The sequence below is a fragment of the Rhodococcus sp. OS5 genome, assembly GCF_056837585.1.
Genome location: NZ_CM166368.1, coordinates 5,680,051 through 5,700,348 on the forward strand (window position 1 = coordinate 5,680,051; position 20,298 = coordinate 5,700,348).

Consider the following 20,298-nt stretch of genomic DNA (forward strand, 5'->3'; position numbering starts at 1 on the left):
CCCAGCATACATTTATTTCACTAGTAAATTACTTGTGAAGTAATGTGAAATCTGTCGCTAAGATGGGGCCATGGGCGCGGCGAACAGATCCGAAGACGACTTCATCGACAAAGTCCGTCGCGAATGGAAGCGCGCCTACCCGGAGTTCGACACCGCCCCCGTCGAAGTGATGGGCCGGATCGCCCGCATCAACGCGCAGTCTCTTCACCAGCTCGACCGCGCACTGGCGTCCAGCGGGGTCTCTCGCGCCGAATTCGACGTGATGAGTGCACTCGCTCGCAGTGACCGTCCCCTGCGGGCGAGCGAAGTCACCGCCGTCACGATGGTCAGCGGCGCCGCCACCACAAAACACGCAGACCGCCTGGCCAAGCTGGGCTTTGTCGAGCGTCAGCGCTTCGAACACGACGGACGAGTGGTTCTGCTTCAACTCACCGATGCCGGTCGCGCATTGGTCGAGGCAGAGTTTCCCCGACGCGTCGAGCGAGACCGTCAAGTACTCACCGGACTCGACGAGGACGAACGTGCCCAACTGACGGCACTGCTCAAACGCATCTCACTCAACATCGACTCGGGGATCTGGGACTGACCTACTTCGGCAGCGGCACGTTCTGCAAGCGCACCTGACCGCGCGCCACCTCTTTCCCCGATTCCGGATCGGTGATGACCACCGACCACAACTGCTGAACGCGTCCCTGCTGTATCGGCACAGCCACGACGTCCACGCGCCCACCCGTACGCGCCCGCAGGAAATCCGTTCCGTTGTGCACTCCGACGGCAAATTCGCCACGGTACGCCACTGCGGTACTCGCCCCGATGCTCGCGGCCGACTCGACGGCAGTCGTGTAAACGCCGCCGTGGACAACGCCCCACGGAGTGTGGTGTGCCTCGGACAGATCGATGTGCCCGACAACCTTCGTGCCGGACACCTCGTCCAGTTGCAATCCGGCAGCGCTGACGAATCCGCTTGCTGCCTCGAGATTCAATTCCGTCATGACGACCCCTCATCTGCTCCGTTGGATTTCTCGACCTACCTTCCGCCCTCGAATACATGCCGTCAAGTGCTAAGTTGGAATTCCCAACTAACATTTCCAACTAACAGGGGCCCAGAGATGACGGCGACAAAAGGACGCAACTGCTCCATCGCCAACGCCTTGGAGGTCGTCGGCGAGAAGTGGTCACTGTTGGTGCTCAGAGAAATCGCCCTCGGGCAACGACGGTTCGACGAGATCGCCGCGGGCACGGGTGCGAGCCGCGACATCCTCGCCGCGCGTCTACGCACCCTTGTCGACGCCGACGTCCTCACGAAGCGACGCTACGAAGACCATCCACCGCGCTACGAATACGTCGCCACCGAATCAGGGAAGGCGCTCTATCCCATTCTGATGGCGCTCATGGAATGGGGGGACGCCTTTGCGACGACGGGTCCACCGCCAACCGTCGTCGAACACCGTTGCGGTGAGATCCTGCACGCCCAAGTTGTGTGCGCGCACTGCAAAGAGCCGCTGGCCGCCAAAGACGCGCATGTAGTCGAACTCTCGCCGCCTGCTCGATAGCGTCAGCGTCCGGGCGGAAACCCGCCTGTTGCGATCGGACCCCAGGAGTCGACGGTGACGCGGATCAGGCTCTTACCCTGCTTGCGCATGGCTTCGCGGTACTCGTCCCAGTCGGGATGATCACCGGCGATGGATCGGTAGTAGTCGACCAACGGTTCCACCGAGTCCGGGAGGTCGATCAACTCCGCGGTTCCGTTCACCTGGACGTACGGGCCGTTCCACTCGTCGGAGTGGATACACAGAGACACCGCCGGGGTGCGGCGGACATTCGCGGCCTTGGCCCGTTCCGGGTACGTGGAGATGACGATCCGACCCTCGTCGTCGACCCCGCACGTCACCGGAGAGATCTGCAACTCGCCGGATTTCTTCACCGTGACGAACGTGGCCCGATGGCGCGGCCTGACGAATTCGAGGAGCTCGGCAAACGACACACGATCTGCGCTGGCGATCTTGGACATGACCTCAGCCTAATTCGATTTACGAACTGACGCTCAGGGCATCTCGATGGTCTGAGCACGTGCGATTTCGCCGATTGCACGAATGATGTACGCGCTCTGAGCTTTCTTCACTCCGGTCGACAAACTCCCGATGACCAGAACCGCCGAACGCAGGTACGCGCCGTGCCCGATACGGAACGAATCGTCTTCCAGATCCGAGATCCCGAGCGCCCCGGTGTAGACCGCAGCGAGCGCCTGCACGTCCAGATCCGGCAGCCACACGATCGTGGACTTGGCGCAGGCGGTGAGCGCATCCTGCACGTCCTCGCTGGACAAGCCGTCCGGATGCGTGTCCTCGAGCAATTCGCGCACGATCGCCGCGTGAACCGAGCTGACCTGCTCGAAAGAGAGCCCGCGCAGTTCCTCGACAGCCACGAGTAGTCCGTCACGATTTGCCGCCCGCACCGCGGCGAGTGCGTCGGCCGTGGCATCGGCGATGTCACGGGCGACCTTCGGCCAATGCGTCGGCCAGCTCTGTTCTGGCGTCCGCTGTTCTGGCGTCATCGTGGTATCTCCTCGGTCCTCGTGTTCATGCGGAAGCCTTCCACATCCCACCGACAGGCCAGGCGATCCGTCAGCGCAGCCGCTCCAACAAGGACATTGCGTTGTGCGGCGCAAAGCCTTTCATGTCGTTGTCGAAGTAGACGCACACGTCGAGGCTCTCGTCCATCCAGTCCCGAAAGCGCTTGGACCACTTGTCCAGAGCTTCGTCGGTGTACCCACTCGCATACAGTTCCTTGTCCCCGTGCATCCGCACATAGACAAAATCGGCAGTAGGAGTGGTGATGCGGGGATACCTGCCGGCTGTGTCTGCGACGACAAAACCGATGGAGTGCTCGCGCATCAGGTCCACGGCTTCGTCGGTCTCGAAGCTGGCGTGCCGCGCTTCCACCGCGTAGCGAATCGGCACGTCCCTCTCGGTCTGGGCGAACACTCGGTCTTCGGTGAGTTTGTCGTCGTGCTGTGCTGCCAGATCGGCTGCAGCCTGAGTGGTACGGGGAAGACCGTCGAAGAAGTCGGCCAATCGCTGCGATTCGAACTGCAGCGTCGGAGGTAGTTGCCACAGAATCGGCCCGAGCTTGGGGCCGAGGGCGAGTGTTCCGGCGGCAAAGAAGTTGGCGAGTCCGTCACGGGCGTCGAGCAGCCGTTTCATGTGTGTGATGTACCGGCCGCCCTTGATCGCGAACACAAAATCTTCGGGAGTTTCGCTGCGCCATTTGGTGTAGCTTTCCGGCTTCTGCAGCGCGTAGAACGAGCCGTTGATCTCGATCGACGTCAATCTCTCTGCGGCATAAGACAATTCTTTGCGGTGAGCAAGACCTTTCGGATAGAAATCTCCGCGCCACGCGGGATACGTCCACCCGGAGATACCTACCCGAATATCTGCCATCGATTCAGACTAAGCGGCACTCGAGCGTTTTGGCACTCCGTGTTTCAAACTCCGGCGCTGAGCGCGACGGATACCGGTACGACGGTCAGGCACACCACCGCACCGACGAACAACGCGATCACGAGGCGACGGTCCCACTTTCCGCGTGCACCACTGGCAGCGAGCATGAAGATCACAAAACCTACACACACGGACACGATAGTCACGATCACCGGAGTTCCAACCATGCCGTGATTGTCCCCTACCCATTGCCACCGAGCGCCCTACGGGTACACGATCGAAGTACCCATCCCGAGCTAGGAGTGGAAATGCCGAAATACCTCTGGCAAGTGACGTACTCACACTCCGGCGCCGCCGGTCTACAGCAGGAGGGAGGCACTGCGCGGCGCGACGCGATAACGCGAATGGTCGAAAGCATCGGTGGCACTGTCGAATCCTGCCACTTCGCACTGGGCGGTCACGACATGTTCGTGATCGGCAACCTGCCGGACGACGTCGCGGCAGCCGCATTGAGCATTCGCACGGCTGCGGCAGGTGCAGCACGCTCGGAGTCGATCACACTGCTCACGCCGGAGCAGATCGACGAGGCAGTCAAGCGACCGACCGACTACCGCGCGCCGGGCAAATGACGACGGAAGGAATAGATCCCGGCAGCAGCCGAGTTGCACCCGCTGTGACGGAGACTACGAAAACACCTGACCTGGGAACCTACGGAATCTGGCGAGGAGCGGCTGGTTTGCCGCCCGAGCTGGGAACTGCGATCGAGAAACTCGGTTTCGGCACCATCTGGATCGGCGGCTCCCCACGCGCCGATCTACGGATCGCCGAGAAACTTCTCGACGCGACCGAGCACATCACCGTGGCAACCGGAATCGTCAACATCTGGTCCTCACCTGCGGCTGAGGTGGCGGAGTCCTATCACCGACTCGAAGCCGCGCACCCGGGTCGATTCCTGCTCGGCGTAGGCGTCGGACATCCGGAGGCTACCGGCGACTACACCAAGCCGTACGCCTCGCTCGTGTCGTACCTCGACGAACTCGACGCGGCCCAGGTCCCGGAAGCGCGGCGCGTCCTCGCCGCACTGGGGCCGAAGGTGTTGAAACTGTCCGCCGCTCGCGCCGCCGGCGCGCATCCGTACCTGACCACCCCCGAACACACGGCCGAAGCTCGCGAAATCCTCGGCCCTTCGAAGATCCTGGCCCCCGAGCACAAGGTTGTCCTGGAAACCGATCCGGAGAAGGCCAGAGCAATCGGTCGCCCCGCCGTCGCCAACCCGTATCTGTATCTGCGCAACTACACGAGCAATCTCGAGCGCCTCGGTTTTGCGCCCGAAGAGTTGGCCAACGAGGGGAACGATCGCGTCATCGACGCCCTGGTTGCGCGGGGTACCGCGAAGTCCATCGCGGATCGACTTCGGGAGCATGTCGCGGCGGGTGCCGATCACGTTGCGATCCAAGCACTTCCCGCCGAAGGTGATCCGATCGCGACCTACGAAGCACTGGCCGCCGAACTCTTCGACTGACCGGGCAACCCTTGACTTGGATAAGTAGTGTCCGAGTATACTTGGACACTACTTATCCGAGTAAAGGAGAAAAACATGAAGATCGTCATTTTCGGAAGCGGACTCATCGGAAGCCAGGTCGCCGCCAAGCTCGCTGACGCCGGGCACGACGTGAAGGCGCTCGGTCGCGGCGACGGGATCGACATCACCACCGGCGCAGGTATCGCCGAGGCAGTCGAGGGTGCCGACGTCGTCGTGGATCTGACCAATTCCCCTTCGTGGTCGGACGACGACGTCTTGGCCTTCTTCCGCGACGGAACCGGCCACATCCTCGCCGCGGAAGAGAAGGCAGGCGTCGGGCACCACGTCATACTGTCCATCGTGGGTGCCGATCGACTGCCCGATTCCGGGTACATGCGAGCCAAGGTCGCCCAGGAAGACCTGGTCAAAGCGGGCCCGACCCCCTACACGATCGTCCGATCGACCCAATTCTTCGAGTTCGTCGCCGGAATCGCCGACGCGGGAACCACCGACGGCGCCGTCCACGCAACGCCGGGACATCTGCAACCCATCGCGTCTCGAGACGTCGTGTCCCACGTCGCCGAGGTAGTGACCGGCGCGCCGCAAAACGGCACGGTCGAGATTGCCGGACCCGAACCGCTGGGCATCGACGAACTGGTCCGGCGCTTGTTCCTCGTCACCGGCGACAAGCGTTCGGTTATCTCCGATCCCGAAGCCGGCTACTTCGGCGCGAAACTCGACAACTCGGCACTGACCCCGACGCCCGGTGCAGATGCATGGATCGCGCCGACAACATACGACGCGTGGCTTGCCGAGAAGGCCTGACGTCGACAACTCGAGCGACGTCCGGCCCGCACCGCTTTCCGCGGCGTCGATAGAGTCCAATCATGAAGCTTTCCGGAGGCGTGGAGTGGTCACTCCACTGCTGCGTGGTTCTGAGCCAGTCCGAGGGGCCGGTACCCACAGCCAGACTCGCCGAACTTCACGGGGTGTCGAAGACATACCTGGCGAAGCATCTGCGAGCGCTCGCGCACGCCGGTCTGGTCAATCCGACCGAGGGCCGAGACGGCGGGTACGTTCTCACCCGGGCTCCCGAGAAGATCACCGTTCTCGACGTCGTACAGGCCGTTGACGGCACCGAACCTGCGTTCCGGTGCACGGAGATTCGACAGCAAGGAATCCTCGCCGCCCCACCGGAACAGTGCCGTTCCGCCTGCGGAATCGCCAAGGTCATGGCCGACGCCGAAAAAGCCTGGCGCGCATCACTGTCGGGGGTCACTATTGCAGATCTTGCTGCAACCCTGGACCTTCCGGCACTCAGAAAGATCCTGACCACACCGATCACACCCTAGAGCAGCCCACACCCCACGAGACGGCAATCCATCGTTCAACTATCGGGTACCTTGTTCGGGGATCAAATCTTGACGAAGAATCTTCCGGGAATTTTCGCAAGATCTCGGAGGGGGTTTCATGGGAGTCAGTGGCGCTGCGGGGTTGGGGCAGAACATTCGTCAAACAACGGGACTGTTGAGTCGCTGGTGGTCTCTTGCGTACGACGGCGAATGGTTCCCGAGGTTCCTGGCTGCTCGATCGATGTTGGGGACAGCCAGGGTGGTCGTCACCTTTTGGTGTGCTGTGTTCGTGGCACTCGCCGTACTGGCTCAATTCGTGAAGGGTGGCGCAACCGAGCTCCCTGAACGGCTCGCGGCGGGCGCAGCATGCATGATCGCGCTCTACTGCATGATTCGCTGGTCACTCGGACGGTCTTGGCCGAGTCACCATCAATCCGTTCGTTTCGTTTCGCTCACCAATATCTGCTTGTCCTTGATACTTCTCGCCGGAATCCAATCGAGCTTCCTGGCATTGACCGGCACCGTCCTGTTCGTGGTCGTCGCGAACTATTCGTCGGTATTCCACAGCCCTCGAATAGTCACCGCACAGATCACCGGCGCGCTGTTCGTCGTTGCGCTACTGACAATTCGAGCTGTAACCGATCCGGATACCGACTCTTCGCTGTCGGTGTCCACTGGATTCGTCATCGGGTGTGTTATCGCTTCAGCTTCGATGACCGTGCATTTCCTCGTCCTGTATTTGACCGACGACGCACGACACTCTTGGCGTGATCCACTCACCGCTGCCCTGAATCGACGTGGGCTGCACAATGTCTGGCAACAGTTGTTCGGTGTCGGCGAACTCCAAGGACACGTAGTCCTTGCGGTGGTGATCGATGTCGATTCGTTCAAGAGCGTCAACGACAAACTGGGTCACGCGGAAGGCGATCGGATGCTGGTGACAGTCGGCCGGCGCCTGAACTCGGTGGTCGGAGAGGTCGGACTGGTTGCGCGGACTGGCGGCGACGAGTTCGTGATTCTCATGCCCGTGGAGCCACGTCGCATCGAACAAACCGTGGTGGACATTCACAATTCGATATCGCGGCCCGCCGGCCGGCAGTCGATTTCCGTGAGCGTCGGAGCCAGCGTGTGGCTGTCCTCGACAATCCCGGACGCTTCGGGAACCATCGATCGGATTCTTGCCGATGCCGACAACGCGATGTATCGGGCGAAACGACGAGGTGGAGACCAGGTAGCTTGGGCAGTAACGCATCTGAGCTGAATCGGCACGATTACCTGCCGATCGAATTCAGAGCGCCGCTTCGCTGTCGTTCGCCGGATCCAGCTGATCCTGGGTTGCCGCCCAACTCGCCAAGAGTTTGAGTGCGTCAGCCGTGGGCGTCTCCGGCGCCGCGGTGTAGACCAGCAGTGTCAGCCCGGGATTGGACGGCAGTTCCATCGCCTCGAAGTTCAGCTCCAGGTCGCCGACGACGGGGTGACGAACCTTCTTGAATCCCGTCCGATGAAAGCGCACATTGTGTTTCGCCCATCGGGTGCGGAATACCTCACTGCGAGTGGCAAGTTCGCCGATGAGCTCGGTCAACGCCTTGTCATGAGGATTGCGCCCCGCTTCCGAGCGGAGCATCGCGGCGATGTCGTCTGCCGCGCGCTCCCAATCCACGAAGAAGTCCTGCGATGCCGGGTCCAGGTACACGAAGCGGGCGTTGTTCGCCGGCCTACGTGGATCGGCCAACACCGGCGAATACAACGCGCGCGCCATACGATTGGCCGGCAGCATGTCGTGCCTGGCATTACGTACCCACGCCGGTGCGTCGGTGATGGCGTCGAGTATCTGCTGAATCGCCGGGCTCACGCCTTTGGGGGCGGGCCGCTTTCTACTCGGTGCGCCTGCACTGGCGGCCTTCGCGAGGTCGTACAAGTGGGCAGTTTCGGCTTCGTCGAGTTGCAGTGCTCGGGAAAGGCTTTCGAGCACCGAGTCCGACGCTCCCGCCAGATTTCCGCGTTCCATGCGCACGTAGTAGTCGATGCTCACACCGGCGAGCAGAGCGACTTCCTCACGGCGCAACCCCTTGACGCGACGGTTTCCGCCGTAGGCCGGCAGCCCTGCCTGCTCGGGTGTGATGCGAGCACGACGGGAGCTGAGGAATTCGCGGATCTCGGCTCGGTTGTCCATGCAGTTCACGTTACTCGAGCGGAGAAGACCGAGGGAGGTACTGCCGTTACCTGGAACAACAGACACTCCCGCGCCCGCGAGGCGCGGCGTTGACTGATTGCAGTCGACCGGTCCACGCCGAAACGTCGACTTCCAAGCACGCGACACCAGAAGCAAGAGGGGACACCATGCGAGCAACCATCATGTACGGCGCCGGAGACGTTCGAGTCGAGACCGTGCCCGATCCGGCACTGCAGCAGCCGACGGACGCGATCGTGCGGGTCGTCAGGGCGTGCGTTTGCGGCTCTGACCTGCACCCTTACCACAACATGCCGGCCACGCCCGGTGGTTCCCCGATGGGCCACGAATTTGTCGGAGTGGTGGAAGAGACCGGTCGCGAGGTGTCCACGTTGAAGAAGGGCGACTTCGTCATCGCCCCCTTCGCCTGGTCCGACGGGACGTGCGACTTCTGCCGCGAAGGCTTGCAGACGTCTTGCCGACACGGTGGATTCTGGGCCGGAAACGGGATCGGAGGCGGTCAGGCAGAGGCCATCCGAGTGCCGTTGGCAGACGGCACCCTGGTCAAGGCGCCGGTCGGTGAGGATTCCGAACTCCTACCGTCACTGCTCACACTCTCCGACGTCTTCGGCACCGGCTATCACGCGGCGGTCAAGGGTGGCGTCAACCAACGCACGACGGTCACGGTCATCGGCGATGGAGCCGTGGGGCTGATGGCAGTGCTCTCCGCCAAACGCCTCGGCGCCGAGCGCATCATCCTCATGGGGCGCCACAAGACCCGCACGGATCTCGGTCTCGAGTTCGGAGCCACCGACGTGGTTGCCGAACGTGGAGATGAGGGCATCGAGAAAGTCCGCGAACTGACCGGAGGCGACGGCACTCATGTCGTCCTCGAAGCGGTAGGTCACATGCCTGCCTACGAGCAGTCGCTCGGAGTTGTCCGACCGGGCGGCGTCATCAGCCGAGTCGGGGTACCCCAATACGAAGAAGCTCCAATCGGATTCGGGACACTCTTCGGACCCAACATCACACTCACCGGTGGACCGGCCCCGGTGCGCGCGTACATCGAAGAGCTGATGCCGGATGTGCTCGATGGAAAGATCGAGCCGGGCAAGGTCTTCGACCACACCGTCGGACTCGACGACGTAGCGGAAGGCTACCGAGCCATGGACTCCCGTGAATCGTTGAAGGTCCTCGTCCGCCCGTAGTCCACCACTTGCGAAAGTCCACCACTTGCGAAGAAGATGCGCGTGACCCACATTGCCACCCGTCCTGTTGCCGGTCGCATCAATCCCACCGCGATCCTGGCGATCATTCTGATCAGCTATTTCATGATCCTGCTCGACAATTCGATCATCTTCACTGGGCTACCCAGCATCCAAAGCAGCATGGGTTACTCGGCAACCGGGCTGTCCTGGGTCCAGGACGCCTACACCCTGGTGTTCGGCGGGCTTCTCCTGCTGGGTGCTCGTCTCGGGGACATCTTCGGCCGTCGTCGCGTATTCGTGGCCGGTCTCGCGATTTTCGCGATTGCGTCGTTTCTCGTCGGGGTCGCGCCGAACGGTTGGTGGCTCATCGCAGCGCGCGCTCTCCAAGGCGTCGGAGCAGCAGTGGTCGCCCCGGCGTCGCTGTCACTGCTGACCGCCAGTTTCCCGCCCGGCCCGGAGCGAACGCGCGCTGTTGCCTGGTACGGCGCTGCTGCGGGAATAGGCGCCAGCCTCGGACTCGTGATCGGCGGCGCCCTTGCCGACTGGGTGTCTTGGCGCGCAGGCTTTTTCATCAACGTTCCGATCGGTATCGCGATGATCGCTCTCGCTCCCCGGTTCATTCCGGAAACCGAGCCCAACTCCGGACGTTTCGATGTGGCCGGCGCTGTTCTCGCCACACTCGGGATGACCGCGTTCGTCTTCGGCACCGTCAACTCGGCCGAAGCGGGGTGGACCTCACCGATCACCGTTGCGACACTGGCGGCCGGGGCGATACTACTGACCTTGCTCTTCCTCAACGAAGCGAGAGCGGAGCAGCCGATCATGCCACTGAGGTTGTTCCGTAGCCGGGAGCGATCCGGGGCGTACGCCGCCCGAATGCTCTATCTGGGTGCCATGATCGGATTCTTCTACTTCACGACTCAGCTACTCCAAGGCGTCATGGGCTTCAGCGCGTTCCAAGCAGGCATCGCCTTCTTCCCGATGACGATCGTCAATTTTGCTGTGGCGATGCTTATTCCGCGACTGACACCGCGATTCGGAAATTCCGCAATTCTGTCGGTTGGCATTGCCGTCACCCTAGCCGGGATGGCGTGGCTCAGTCTGGTCCATCCCGGCAGCACGTACCTCACTGCGATAGCACTTCCGATGATCTTGATCGGCGCCGGACAGGGGTTGGCTTTCGCCCCACTGACTTCTGCCGGCATCTCCGGGGTACAGGCCGAAGATGCCGGTGCCGCATCAGGATTGGTCAACACTGCACATCAACTGGGCAGTGCTCTCGGACTCGGCATCCTCGTCGCAGTCTCCGCGGGCGCCGGATCCTCTGCCGACGACGCTACAACGGCACTCACCGATCACGTATCAACGGCTCTCACCGCAGGCACCGCCCTGCTCGCCGCTTGTCTCGTCATCGTCCTCGCACTGATCGTCCCGGCTACGAGAACGCGAAGTACCGCAAAGCAATTCGACCAGGAGAAAGGAAGCCGAGATGTCGCACTCGTGGACCGAGGCTGAACTGACCAAGATCGGCGACGCCGAGGAGTTGCAGGTCTCCTCGTACCGCCGAGACGGAACCGCAAGGCCGTACGTCACGATTTGGGTTGTCCGTACCGACAACCAACTGTACGTTCGCTCGGCCTACGGAACCGACAACCCGTGGTTCGTCCGAGCAACGGCAAGTGGAACGGGCCGAATCCGAGCAGGAGGAATCGAGCGGGACGTGGCGTTCGAGTCCGCCGCACCGGATGCCCACTCGTCGATCGACTCCGCCTATCACACCAAGTACGACCGCTACGGCCCGCAGATCGTCGGCTCCGTCACCGGCCGCGCCGCCGCACCCAACACCATTCGACTTGTTCCGCTGACGCAGAACTGAACCGCCCCTTTCGATTCCGAGGAGACCTCATGGAAATCTTGAAGCCCCAGCCCACCAGCAAAGCACCCAGCGACTGGTTCACCGGCGACGTCTGGTGGGACGTCATCTACGCCGGCCAGGAGCCGTCGAGGATGCGCGCCAACATGGTTCGCTTTGCACCGTGCGCGCGAACCGACTGGCACTCCCATGCAGTCGGACAGACCCTCCACATCGTCTCCGGTACCGCGCTGGTTCAAGCTCGCGGCGGCGAGATCGTCGAAGTCCACCCGGGTGAGACCGTCTACACCCCAGCGGGAGAGGAACACTGGCACGGCGCGGCACCCGACCGTTTCATGAGCCACCTCGCACTGTGGGAAGGACCCGGCGACGGAGGCACCGAAACTACATGGGGCGACAAAGTCACCGATGAGGAATACGGCGGTCCCCGCGCCAAACGTCGTTGAGACCGGACACCTCTCAGATACGGCGCATCACGGAAACAACTTTGCCCAGGATGACCGCGCGATCGCCGTCGATGACGCTGTATGCGGGATTGCGAGGCTCGAGGTACACGTGACCGTCGCGACGCCGGAGCACCTTCACCGTGGCCTCGCCGTCGATCATCGCGGCGACGATCTCACCGGAATGAGCTTCGTCCTGGCGGCGCACCACGACGACGTCACCGTCACAGATCGCTGCGTCGACCATCGACTCACCACGCACCCGAAGTCCGAACACCGTGCCGGAGCCGACGAGCTCGCGAGGAAGCGCAAGCACCTCGTCGGCGTGCTCCTCCGCGAGGATCGGCGCGCCGGCCGCGATGTCACCGACGACCGGAACCGTCACCGTATTCGACGACGACTGTTCCTTCGCGCCTACGAGGAACGGCCGCACGTCCAACTGCCGAGCCATGGCCGCTCCCCTACGGAGGAAGCCCTTCTCTTCGAGACTCTTGAGGTGCTTGGACACCGTCGACGTCGAGCGCAGACCAACCGCGTCTCCGATCTGCCGTGTGCTCGGCGTGCACCCGTTGGCAGCCAAGAGATCCCGGATGGTCATCAGAATCTGCTGCTGGCGGAGCGGCAGGGAGGAGGCGTCGAGGCCACCGAACATGTCGAGATCGTCGTAATCGGTCACGATGAGAATCGTAGTGAGGGGTCCCGACATCCAGGCCAGGCAGTCGGAGTCTGCCAGAAACGGCACAGGCAGTTTGTTTCCCGAGCGGCGCATGGCACGCTGAGCTGATGGAGCCTCTCGAACCGATGCGCCCGGTCAGTGTTCCCGCCGACACCCATAAGTCGACGCCGATCTGGAAGTCGGCACCGGTCACTTTGGGAACGGTGGGTGTGTTTGCCTACGCATTGATGTCCGCGAGAACCGGCGTCGTCGAAGTTGCACTTGGCGCGGCGATCGCGATCGCCGGCGCCGCCCCTCTACTGCATGTCAGTGATGCGCACGATCAGAGAAAACTCGTGCAGCCGCGTACCTCTGCTCGGAACCCCACCCGTCTCGCCCCGTGACGTCGACCTGCTCGCCGGGGCCGGGATGCCCTTGATCATGGGCGGATCGTTGCTGGCCATACGAGCAGCGGGATGGACCTGGCCATATCTCTATCTCGGACTGCTCGCCGTGATCATGGTCGCTACCTATGTTCTTCCCGTGGTGGTGCACAACCGACGATTACGGAAGCGAACTCACCGATCGCAAACCCCGTGACGCGGGTACGTCGACGCAACATCTCCAGCACATTCTCCGACGTCCCCACTGGTACGACCGGTCCATCCCCCGGTAGAGCCGACTATGCGCTGGCGACCTTGCTATCAGGCACGACAGCAATATCGACCTTGCTGAACTGCAGCACACCGTCTTCGATCTCGGCGTCGTGCATCAGCTTGCGGTCGCGGTAGTAATTGTTGACCACTTTCCACGCACCGCGGGCACCCTGACGCGGCATCTCTCCGTCGCCGCGCTGGATGTAGCCCGAGGTCAGGGCTCCGCCCATGAGAGATTCTTCGGCGAAGTCCTCAGGTTCGGCGTGAACCTCGAAAGTCGTGTAGTCGCGCTTACGCATGATCTTGAGTACGTGACACAGATAGGACGCGGCCAGGTCGGCCTTGAGCGTCCAGGATGCGTTGGTGTAGCCGAGGATCATCAGGAAGTTCGGGATGTCGGAGTAGAGCACGCTCTTGTAGGCGACCGTCTCGTTGAGCTTGACGGGCTCGCCGTCGATGCTCATGGTCGCCCCGCCCAGGATCTGTACGTTCAAGCCGGTCGCCGTGACGATGACGTCGGCCTCGATTTCGCGGCCCGACTCGGTCACGATGCCCTTCTCGGTGAACGTGGCGATACGGTCGGTGACGATGTCGGCCTTGCCGCTCTTGAGCACCTTGAACAGGTCCCCGTTGGGAACCACGCACAGGCGCTGATCCCACGGGTTGTAGTTGGGGGTGAAGTGACGCAGGTCCACGTTCTTGCCGAGTTGCAAGCGGATCTGGGTGAGGAACAGCTTCTTCGCCAGCTTCGGATTGGTGCGTGAGAGCTGAAAGCTGGCGCGTTGCAGTGCGATATTGCGGGCTCGACCGATCTTGTAAGCGATCTGATCGGGAACGCGTGCAAGCTTGAGACCCTTGGCCACAGGGTCCTCGGACGGTAGCGCCTGGATCCACGTGGGCGAGCGCTGCAGCATGGTGACGTGACCGGCAGTGGGGGCCATCGACGGGATCAGCGTGATCGCGGTGGCACCGGAACCGATGACCACTACCTTCTTTCCGGTGTAATCGAGATCCTCCGGCCAGTGCTGCGGGTGCACGATCTGACCGCGGAAGTCGTCCTCACCGGGGAAGGCGGGGCGGTATCCCTTGTCGTAGTTGTAATAACCACAGGCGCCGACGAGGACGTTCGCGGTCCACGTCTCGGTCTCCCCCGTCGCCTCGACCAGGACGGTCACGGACCACTGTGCAGTCGCGCGATCGAAGTCCATTGCCACGACCTTGCGGCCGAAGTTGATGTGGTCGGTGACGCCGTATTCCTTGGCGGTTTCCTCGACGTAGTCACGGATACTGGCGCCGTCTGCGAGCACTTTGGTTCCGATCCACGGACGGAAACCGAATCCGAAGGTGAGCATGTCGGAATCCGATCGGATGCCGGGATACTTGAACAGGTCCCAGGTGCCACCGATGTTCTCGCGGCGTTCGAGGATCGCGTAAGTGCTTCCGGTCTGCTCACGAATGAGGTGGCAAGCCGCGCCGATTCCGGACAAGCCAGCGCCGATGATCAGTACGTCGACATGCTGTGTCATGAGGAAACTCGTTTCGTCGGTCGTCGCGAAGCTACTTCTGGCGTCGGCAGTGACCGAGAACGATCGGCCGGTTCAGGCCGGGTTCCCTAAGGTCAGCGCCAATGAACAGGGTATGTGCAACTGACGGTAACAGTCAATATCTCGACCCGGCCGCGTACGGAACATTGAGGCGCGACGCACCGGCCTCGCGGAAACTCGATCGAGACGCCTGAATGCCTCGAGCCATTGGGGAGTCGTTCACGTCGTCGACGGAACGCCTAATGGCTCGTCTACGCGGGATACTCATCGCCCAAATATTCAGCGCCCCAGCATAATTCGAAGGTCCACGATCAGGTGTCGAACGCGCGAGTTTCCATGGGAGGACGGGCAACTGCGATATCGCCGTAACCTTCGTGCGCATCAGCGGAAAGGTCACTGCGATAGCTAACCTGCTGACGAAACCACGCTGAAAGCAACGGTTTTGGTTCCGCAGCGAAGAGAGCGGGCGGAGTGGACCTCCACCGGAGATGTAGTCGCTATGACACTCTCCAGCACAGTCACCCTGTACACCACTCATAGCGATCGAGAGTTCGCCAATGCAATCGCTGCCGGAATCAGCGCCAGGGCTTATTCCGAGCCACAAACCGCAGACATGAGCCTGTTAAGGCATCACACCAGCGATCACGGTAGAGCGCTCGTTCTCCTACCACTCGGGGGCGTCGATTGGCAGGTGAAGGAGCTCTCCGCGCTCGAGGGATCGGTCCTGGTCGGCGATCTCAGTAGCGGCAACTCCATGATTCGGGGGCTCGCAGCGGGCGCCCACGCCGTGCTCAACTCTCAACTGCCATTCACATCCCTGCTCGATGAGCTGCAGGCCGCGATCAACCCCAACTCCGCTCGGTCTGCACACGACAAGTCCTCGCTCGTACAACGCATCCGGTTGCGCACCGAAGAATTCGCACGAATCAGCAGTCTCACCGATCGCGAGTTCGAGATCGTGGGCCTTCTCTACGGAGGCTCGAATGTCGACTCGATTGCTCGAACCGCCCACATCGCACCGACCACGGTTCGCGCCCACATCCGAAGCATCCTGCAAAAACTGGGGGTGCATTCCCAGCTGGAGGCATGCGCGATGCTCCGCCGCTCTGGTCACGACGCACGCAGACACCCACTGGAACTTCGGATCGGACGCTTCTAGCAGGAAGTGCCCCAGACACACTCGCCGAGATGGGGTGCCGCCCCTGATCGAACTCGACCTTCGAAAAGATCGTCAATTTTGACGATTCGATGACGCGCCCGGACGTCGAATATTAGGTCCTACACGACACCGAAGACACGAGTGAACATCGAAAGGTGCATTCAATCAATGGAATACACACGCACAGTGCCGCGGCATCTCGTCCACAGACATGCTGTTGCCGAGGTTTTCTTGACGGACTACCGGATCGAATCGGACTCGGCGTACCAGGTTGCTGTGCAACTCCCGGTCTCGCACCGGATATTCGACGTATCGAGCGAGCAACACGATCCGCTCGGGGTGGCAGAAGCATTTCGACAGGCAGTGGTGCTTCTGTGCCACACCCGATACGAGATTCCACTGCACTACAAGTTCCTCATGGAAACGTTCAGCTTCGAGATGCTGGACGCGCTCGACGTGCAATCAGTCGCGGAGCCGTTGAGTTTCTCGATGACAGTGGACAACCTCACTCATCGCGACGGAGCGGTTTCGGGGGTCGAAGTGTCGGGGATCCTCAGCGAGGGCAACCGGCACGTCGCCAGATGCAACGCTGTTGCGCGAGGAGTCAGCCCCGAGGGATACCGTCGAATTCGGCAAGGACGAGAAGACCACCGCCCGAGCCGGCGCATCCTTCCTTCCGGAGCCGCGGTGGTCGGATCGGAGCGAGTCGGACGCCTAACCGATGGAGATGTGCTCATCAGCACTGATCCTGCTCGGCACGCGATGTTCTGCGCTCCCGATCCACGCAACCACTCCCTTTTCGACCACCCCGTCGACCACATCCCAGGAATGATTCTTTTCGAGGCCGCCCGACAAGCGCTCCGATTTCACATCGGCAACCCAGCAACAAAGATCGCCTCACTCTCGGCGGTCTTTCCGAGGTTCACTGAATGGGAAACGCCGTGCGAGGTGTCAACGATCCCCCTTGACGCGTCGGGCCATGTGCACCGAGTTCGGTTCACTCAAGAACTGGAAACCACCGCGGAACTCGAAATTACAGTTGCGGACCAATCATGAGAGGGAACGAACACGTTCTTCTCGTCGCGTCTACCACGTCAAGCGCTCGGTGCTTCCCACTCTCTCGGTGCAAGCGCCGCCAGTTGCATGACGTGCGCCAACTTGTCCTCGCGGACGATCGTTGGCAGCACCAGGTTCCACATCTGACTCAACCGCTCGTACAGATCGGTTCTGCCCGTCAGCATTTCCGAGAGAATCTGCACTCCGGTGAACGACCCCACCACAAATCGAGCCAACGCGTCTATATCGGTGCCCGGGACGATATCGCCGGCTTCGGCCGCTTGGGTTGCCACCTGCTTGATAGCCTCGATCCAATCGAGGTACGGCTGTTCGATGGGGCCTTGAATACTGCCGATCTCCATCGTCAACCGCATGCCACCTCGCGCGATGGGCTCGGTCACAAGCTGCCGAGCCATCTCCTGCGAAACGAGGACCAGGGTTTCGACCGCGATGTCGGAGTGCGCAGCAACCCGCCGGGTACCCTCCATCGCCATACCGTGCTGCGCTGCGATGACCGCGTGCGCAAGCTCCTCCTTGGACGCGAAATGAAAATACATCGCCCCCTTCGACACACCCCCGTGCTGCAAGATCGTGCCCAAACTGGCGGAGTACCCGAACTTCTCGAAGCTCTTCGCAGCACCCAAAATGACGGCCTGGCGCGTCAGGACAGCACGCTCCTGCATGATCTACCCAGCTCTCGTTGCCGACGGAATGAATCTCAACGATACGTCGAAAGAGCTCGCAGCAACGCTCTCGACACGGACACACCGTGACGACTCTGGTACTCGGGGCCACTGGTTTCATCGGCTCCGCAGTGATGAAACAGCTGGTTTCCCGCGACGGAAACGCTGCAATCGGTTTCGTTCGCACGGCCACCGCAGCCAAACAGTTCGGCCGTGAAGGAATCGCCACCGTGATCGGCGACATCAACGAAAGTGCTTCTCTACGAGTTGCAATGAGTCAGGCGTCGACCGTCATCTGTTGCGTGTCGTACGTGGGCGACGACGAACAACAGTGCGTTCACGTCAACCAACACGGCGTACAGAACGTTGCGTCGATGGCCGCCACCGTCGGCGTCGAACGCTTGCTCTACGTCAGTACCGCGGCCGTGTACGGGCCGGGACCGTTTCGAGACTTGCCGGTCAACGGCGCACCTCTCAGCCCCTTCTCACCTGCCAGTCGCACGCGCGCTCTCGCCGAGAAGTTCGTGCGCGACGCCGGAGGCCTGGTCGTCCGGCCGCATCTCGTGTACGGACCCGGCGACAGATGGTTTCTTCCGACACTGACGCGAATTGTCTCTCGCCTCGACTCGATCATCGACGGCGGTAGCGCTGTCCTGTCGGTAGTCGACGTAGACCTACTCGCCCGATCCATCTACGAGTTGTCGGTAGAACAGCAATTTCGCTACGGCTCAACACTTCACGTCAACGAGCCTGTCCCGCGGACAGTCATCGACCTTCTCGAGCAACATGCGCGGGAGACCAACTGGACTCTGCCCCAGAACTCTATCCCCCGCGCCGACGCGGTGAAAGCTGCTGCCCAGCTGAGTCTCGACATGCACCAGATCGACATGATCAGCCTCGATCACTGGTTCCGGTCGAGACTGTACTGATGGCACACGGATCACTCTCGCCAAAACACCTGTCTCCCAACATTTTCAGCCCTCCCTATTGTTCAGCCTCAGCAATCAATACGACCTATTTCGCAGTCACTACAGGCGAACAGAGAGCTCTGATCGACGAAAACCACGGCTGCACAAAGACGGCAGTGATCGCGCACACCAAAGAAGCGGCGTTCACGCGACTGGCAGCAGCCTGGGGCTCCCTTCCGTCCGCCTTCGCCGCCGAATGCAGTTTGTGACGATCTAAGTCGTGCGCGACTAAAGGGCCAGGAGCTCTGACATCACGGGAGAAGGCTCTCCATCTCGCTGACCTCGGCTACCGTCAGCTGAACCAGAAAACGGGAGAACAGATGCTCACTGCGGATATTTTGCTGTCGGGCCCGCGCGGACGCCGGATGCTGCTCGCGTATGCGATCGACGCCGAACGCGCCCTGCGTCCCGAGCCAGGCGACGACATGTTCCGCATCAACGCTCACCGGGCGGCGTATCACCTCGACGTCGGACAAGGAACCTCCCGAGTGTTGTTCGGCCCGGGCGCCGAAGAGGCCCGGCAGACCATAGTCACCGCGGAGGGCGTGGCGCGCAGCCTCACGGAAATATCGCTCCCCGACGTCACCGCCGTCGATCTACGCTCCGCCCTCGCAGAAGCGGTCGATGCGGCGCGTTACTGGCAGGATCCCGACGGAGAAGACGTCCTCGTCGCCACCGAAGTTATGCGCGATGAGCTTCGACGCGTCGCCGAGCACATCGCCGGCTCCGAATGCGCGCGGTGGTGGTCAACCTCGCTCGCCTCATCCGACCAATGGTCGATTCTGAGCAGAGGTGAGGAATCTCCGGACACAGACGAAGTGCCTGCTGCGCAACAACTCCTCAGCGAGTGGCGCACGAGCACCCTGGAATCGGAAGCGAGAGCTGAACGTGACCGCCCGGTGGACCCCGCGGCGAACTGGTCAGGTTATTGGTGGTCGAATCCACCCACTCAGGGTTCGACGAGGGCGCTGTTCGACGGGACTCCGGCGGGCTTGTGGTTCGTCGAAGACAGCATGGGATGGGAACGGGTCGTCGTCCGAGCATTGCGGCCACCGACTGGCGCACGCATCTACGAGATCGACAGCGCGCAAGCCTGGTCGGAGCTGTGCAGACGGTTCCCGCTCGAGGTCACCGCAGAAACGCGGCAGGTTTGGTATCGGACTACCGGCCGATCAGGCAGGTGGGTCATCCCCGACTGGGTGCAGGTCGCGGAAAGATTTGAGGGAGTGCACCTTACCGTGACGGGATACCTCGCGGCAGCAGGAACCGCGATCGAGGTCGATACCGAGACGGCGAGCGTCATCGCGGGCTGGGCACCCGACGAAACATACTGGTTCACCGATGCTGCCACCTACATTTCCGAGCCGTGTGCTTGGGTGCTGCACGACGGCCCGGAAGTGACCGACCAGCCCGCATGGACGCTGGAATCGCAGCAATGACCCGCACGTGAGGGTCTGCTAGGCATGAGCTTCCGTGAGGAATCGATCGCAGTTGCCCTCCGAGTCGAGTCAACTACCCCGTGCGCGGTCGGCAGGAGCACTCACGTGCACGCAGACATGCGGAAGGGCG

25 protein-coding genes are annotated in these 20,298 nt (G+C 61.9%); 16 read left to right on the forward strand and 9 right to left on the reverse strand.

Annotated features, from left to right (window positions below; translation table 11 throughout):
- Nucleotides 1–70: 70 nt before the first annotated feature.
- Nucleotides 71–586: a MarR family winged helix-turn-helix transcriptional regulator gene (locus tag ACVZUB_RS26565; protein ID WP_003940222.1), complete on the forward strand. Its 516-nt coding sequence runs from the start codon at nt 71–73 to the stop codon at nt 584–586.
- Nucleotide 587: 1 nt separating this feature from the next.
- On the opposite strand, the gene ACVZUB_RS26570 is transcribed toward ACVZUB_RS26565, so the two are convergent.
- Nucleotides 588–992 carry a PaaI family thioesterase gene (locus tag ACVZUB_RS26570; protein ID WP_482627904.1) on the reverse strand — a complete coding sequence of 135 codons (405 nt, stop codon included), beginning with the start codon at nt 990–992 and terminating at the stop codon, nt 588–590.
- 117 nt (nt 993–1,109) lie between these two features.
- Between ACVZUB_RS26570 and ACVZUB_RS26575 the strand changes: the two genes are divergently transcribed.
- Nucleotides 1,110–1,553: a winged helix-turn-helix transcriptional regulator gene (locus ACVZUB_RS26575; RefSeq protein ID WP_042447121.1), complete on the forward strand. Its 444-nt coding sequence runs from the start codon at nt 1,110–1,112 to the stop codon at nt 1,551–1,553.
- A gap of 2 nt (nt 1,554–1,555) precedes the next feature.
- Here ACVZUB_RS26575 and ACVZUB_RS26580 read toward each other — a convergent pair whose 3' ends face one another.
- The 4 genes from ACVZUB_RS26580 to ACVZUB_RS26595 form a co-directional block, all read right to left on the reverse strand.
- Complete coding sequence (locus ACVZUB_RS26580) at nt 1,556–2,011, reverse strand: PPOX class F420-dependent oxidoreductase (RefSeq protein ID WP_030536493.1); 456 nt, start codon at nt 2,009–2,011, stop codon at nt 1,556–1,558.
- Between the two features lie 33 nt (nt 2,012–2,044).
- Entirely contained in the window at nt 2,045–2,554 is a 510-nt protein-coding gene (locus ACVZUB_RS26585) for a hypothetical protein (RefSeq protein WP_030536492.1), read from the reverse strand.
- 70 nt (nt 2,555–2,624) lie between these two features.
- Nucleotides 2,625–3,440: a DUF72 domain-containing protein gene (locus tag ACVZUB_RS26590; RefSeq protein WP_217017929.1), complete on the reverse strand. Its 816-nt coding sequence runs from the start codon at nt 3,438–3,440 to the stop codon at nt 2,625–2,627.
- Nucleotides 3,441–3,484: 44 nt separating this feature from the next.
- Nucleotides 3,485–3,667, reverse strand: a complete 183-nt coding sequence (locus ACVZUB_RS26595; protein ID WP_007729726.1) for a hypothetical protein — start codon at nt 3,665–3,667, stop codon at nt 3,485–3,487.
- Nucleotides 3,668–3,748: 81 nt separating this feature from the next.
- Here ACVZUB_RS26595 and ACVZUB_RS26600 point away from each other — a divergent pair, with 81 nt between their 5' ends.
- The 5 genes from ACVZUB_RS26600 (at nt 3,749) to ACVZUB_RS26620 (ending at nt 7,575) form a co-directional block, all read left to right on the forward strand.
- Nucleotides 3,749–4,069: a GYD domain-containing protein gene (locus ACVZUB_RS26600; protein WP_217017931.1), complete on the forward strand. Its 321-nt coding sequence runs from the start codon at nt 3,749–3,751 to the stop codon at nt 4,067–4,069.
- Nucleotides 4,070–4,113: 44 nt separating this feature from the next.
- Entirely contained in the window at nt 4,114–4,962 is an 849-nt protein-coding gene (locus ACVZUB_RS26605; protein ID WP_039973116.1) for an LLM class F420-dependent oxidoreductase, read from the forward strand.
- A gap of 75 nt (nt 4,963–5,037) precedes the next feature.
- Nucleotides 5,038–5,787 carry an SDR family oxidoreductase gene (locus ACVZUB_RS26610; RefSeq protein WP_047271926.1) on the forward strand — a complete coding sequence of 250 codons (750 nt, stop codon included), beginning with the start codon at nt 5,038–5,040 and terminating at the stop codon, nt 5,785–5,787.
- Between the two features lie 62 nt (nt 5,788–5,849).
- Entirely contained in the window at nt 5,850–6,314 is a 465-nt protein-coding gene (locus ACVZUB_RS26615) for an RrF2 family transcriptional regulator (protein ID WP_039973110.1), read from the forward strand.
- A gap of 118 nt (nt 6,315–6,432) precedes the next feature.
- Nucleotides 6,433–7,575, forward strand: a complete 1,143-nt coding sequence (locus tag ACVZUB_RS26620) for a GGDEF domain-containing protein (protein WP_050656051.1) — start codon at nt 6,433–6,435, stop codon at nt 7,573–7,575.
- Between the two features lie 27 nt (nt 7,576–7,602).
- Here the strand turns inward: ACVZUB_RS26620 and ACVZUB_RS26625 are convergent, their stop codons facing one another.
- Nucleotides 7,603–8,487, reverse strand: a complete 885-nt coding sequence (locus ACVZUB_RS26625; RefSeq protein WP_217017934.1) for a helix-turn-helix transcriptional regulator — start codon at nt 8,485–8,487, stop codon at nt 7,603–7,605.
- A 167-nt stretch (nt 8,488–8,654) separates the two neighbouring features.
- On the opposite strand from ACVZUB_RS26625, the gene ACVZUB_RS26630 reads away from it, so the two are divergent.
- Genes ACVZUB_RS26630 through ACVZUB_RS26645 form a run of 4 tightly spaced genes read left to right on the forward strand, consistent with a single transcriptional unit; the run spans nt 8,655 to nt 12,011 of the window.
- Nucleotides 8,655–9,692, forward strand: a complete 1,038-nt coding sequence (locus ACVZUB_RS26630) for a zinc-dependent alcohol dehydrogenase family protein (RefSeq protein ID WP_030536486.1) — start codon at nt 8,655–8,657, stop codon at nt 9,690–9,692.
- Between the two features lie 36 nt (nt 9,693–9,728).
- Nucleotides 9,729–11,207 carry an MFS transporter gene (locus tag ACVZUB_RS26635; protein ID WP_257233531.1) on the forward strand — a complete coding sequence of 493 codons (1,479 nt, stop codon included), beginning with the start codon at nt 9,729–9,731 and terminating at the stop codon, nt 11,205–11,207.
- Entirely contained in the window at nt 11,182–11,568 is a 387-nt protein-coding gene (locus ACVZUB_RS26640; protein ID WP_007729735.1) for a DUF2255 family protein, read from the forward strand. Before ACVZUB_RS26635 ends, ACVZUB_RS26640 begins: the two co-directional genes overlap by 26 nt.
- Nucleotides 11,569–11,597: 29 nt before the next feature.
- Nucleotides 11,598–12,011 (forward strand): (R)-mandelonitrile lyase, encoded by a 414-nt coding sequence (locus tag ACVZUB_RS26645; RefSeq protein WP_007729736.1) that lies wholly within the window; start codon nt 11,598–11,600, stop codon nt 12,009–12,011.
- 13 nt (nt 12,012–12,024) lie between these two features.
- On the opposite strand, the gene lexA is transcribed toward ACVZUB_RS26645, so the two are convergent.
- Nucleotides 12,025–12,714: a transcriptional repressor LexA gene (gene lexA / locus ACVZUB_RS26650; RefSeq protein ID WP_482628554.1), complete on the reverse strand. Its 690-nt coding sequence runs from the start codon at nt 12,712–12,714 to the stop codon at nt 12,025–12,027.
- A gap of 77 nt (nt 12,715–12,791) precedes the next feature.
- Here lexA and ACVZUB_RS26655 point away from each other — a divergent pair, with 77 nt between their 5' ends.
- The gene (locus ACVZUB_RS26655) at nt 12,792–13,067 is read left to right on the forward strand and encodes a hypothetical protein (RefSeq protein ID WP_482627905.1); all 276 of its coding nucleotides are present in this window, start codon (nt 12,792–12,794) and stop codon (nt 13,065–13,067) included.
- 278 nt (nt 13,068–13,345) lie between these two features.
- Here ACVZUB_RS26655 and ACVZUB_RS26660 read toward each other — a convergent pair whose 3' ends face one another.
- On the reverse strand, nt 13,346–14,845 hold the full coding sequence (locus tag ACVZUB_RS26660; protein ID WP_482627906.1) for a flavin-containing monooxygenase: 1,500 nt from the start codon (nt 14,843–14,845) through the stop codon (nt 13,346–13,348).
- Between the two features lie 517 nt (nt 14,846–15,362).
- On the opposite strand from ACVZUB_RS26660, the gene ACVZUB_RS26665 reads away from it, so the two are divergent.
- Entirely contained in the window at nt 15,363–16,022 is a 660-nt protein-coding gene (locus tag ACVZUB_RS26665; RefSeq protein WP_209448018.1) for a LuxR C-terminal-related transcriptional regulator, read from the forward strand.
- Between the two features lie 168 nt (nt 16,023–16,190).
- The gene (locus ACVZUB_RS26670) at nt 16,191–17,078 is read left to right on the forward strand and encodes a ScbA/BarX family gamma-butyrolactone biosynthesis protein (protein ID WP_021331802.1); all 888 of its coding nucleotides are present in this window, start codon (nt 16,191–16,193) and stop codon (nt 17,076–17,078) included.
- A gap of 38 nt (nt 17,079–17,116) precedes the next feature.
- Here the strand turns inward: ACVZUB_RS26670 and ACVZUB_RS26675 are convergent, their stop codons facing one another.
- Nucleotides 17,117–17,761, reverse strand: coding sequence for a ScbR family autoregulator-binding transcription factor (locus ACVZUB_RS26675; protein WP_003940238.1), 645 nt, complete (start codon nt 17,759–17,761; stop codon nt 17,117–17,119).
- An 86-nt stretch (nt 17,762–17,847) separates the two neighbouring features.
- On the opposite strand from ACVZUB_RS26675, the gene ACVZUB_RS26680 reads away from it, so the two are divergent.
- The gene (locus ACVZUB_RS26680) at nt 17,848–18,690 is read left to right on the forward strand and encodes an NAD-dependent epimerase/dehydratase family protein (protein WP_063315603.1); all 843 of its coding nucleotides are present in this window, start codon (nt 17,848–17,850) and stop codon (nt 18,688–18,690) included.
- A 359-nt stretch (nt 18,691–19,049) separates the two neighbouring features.
- Entirely contained in the window at nt 19,050–20,168 is a 1,119-nt protein-coding gene (locus tag ACVZUB_RS26685; RefSeq protein WP_063315601.1) for a hypothetical protein, read from the forward strand.
- Nucleotides 20,169–20,298: the final 130 nt, after the last annotated feature.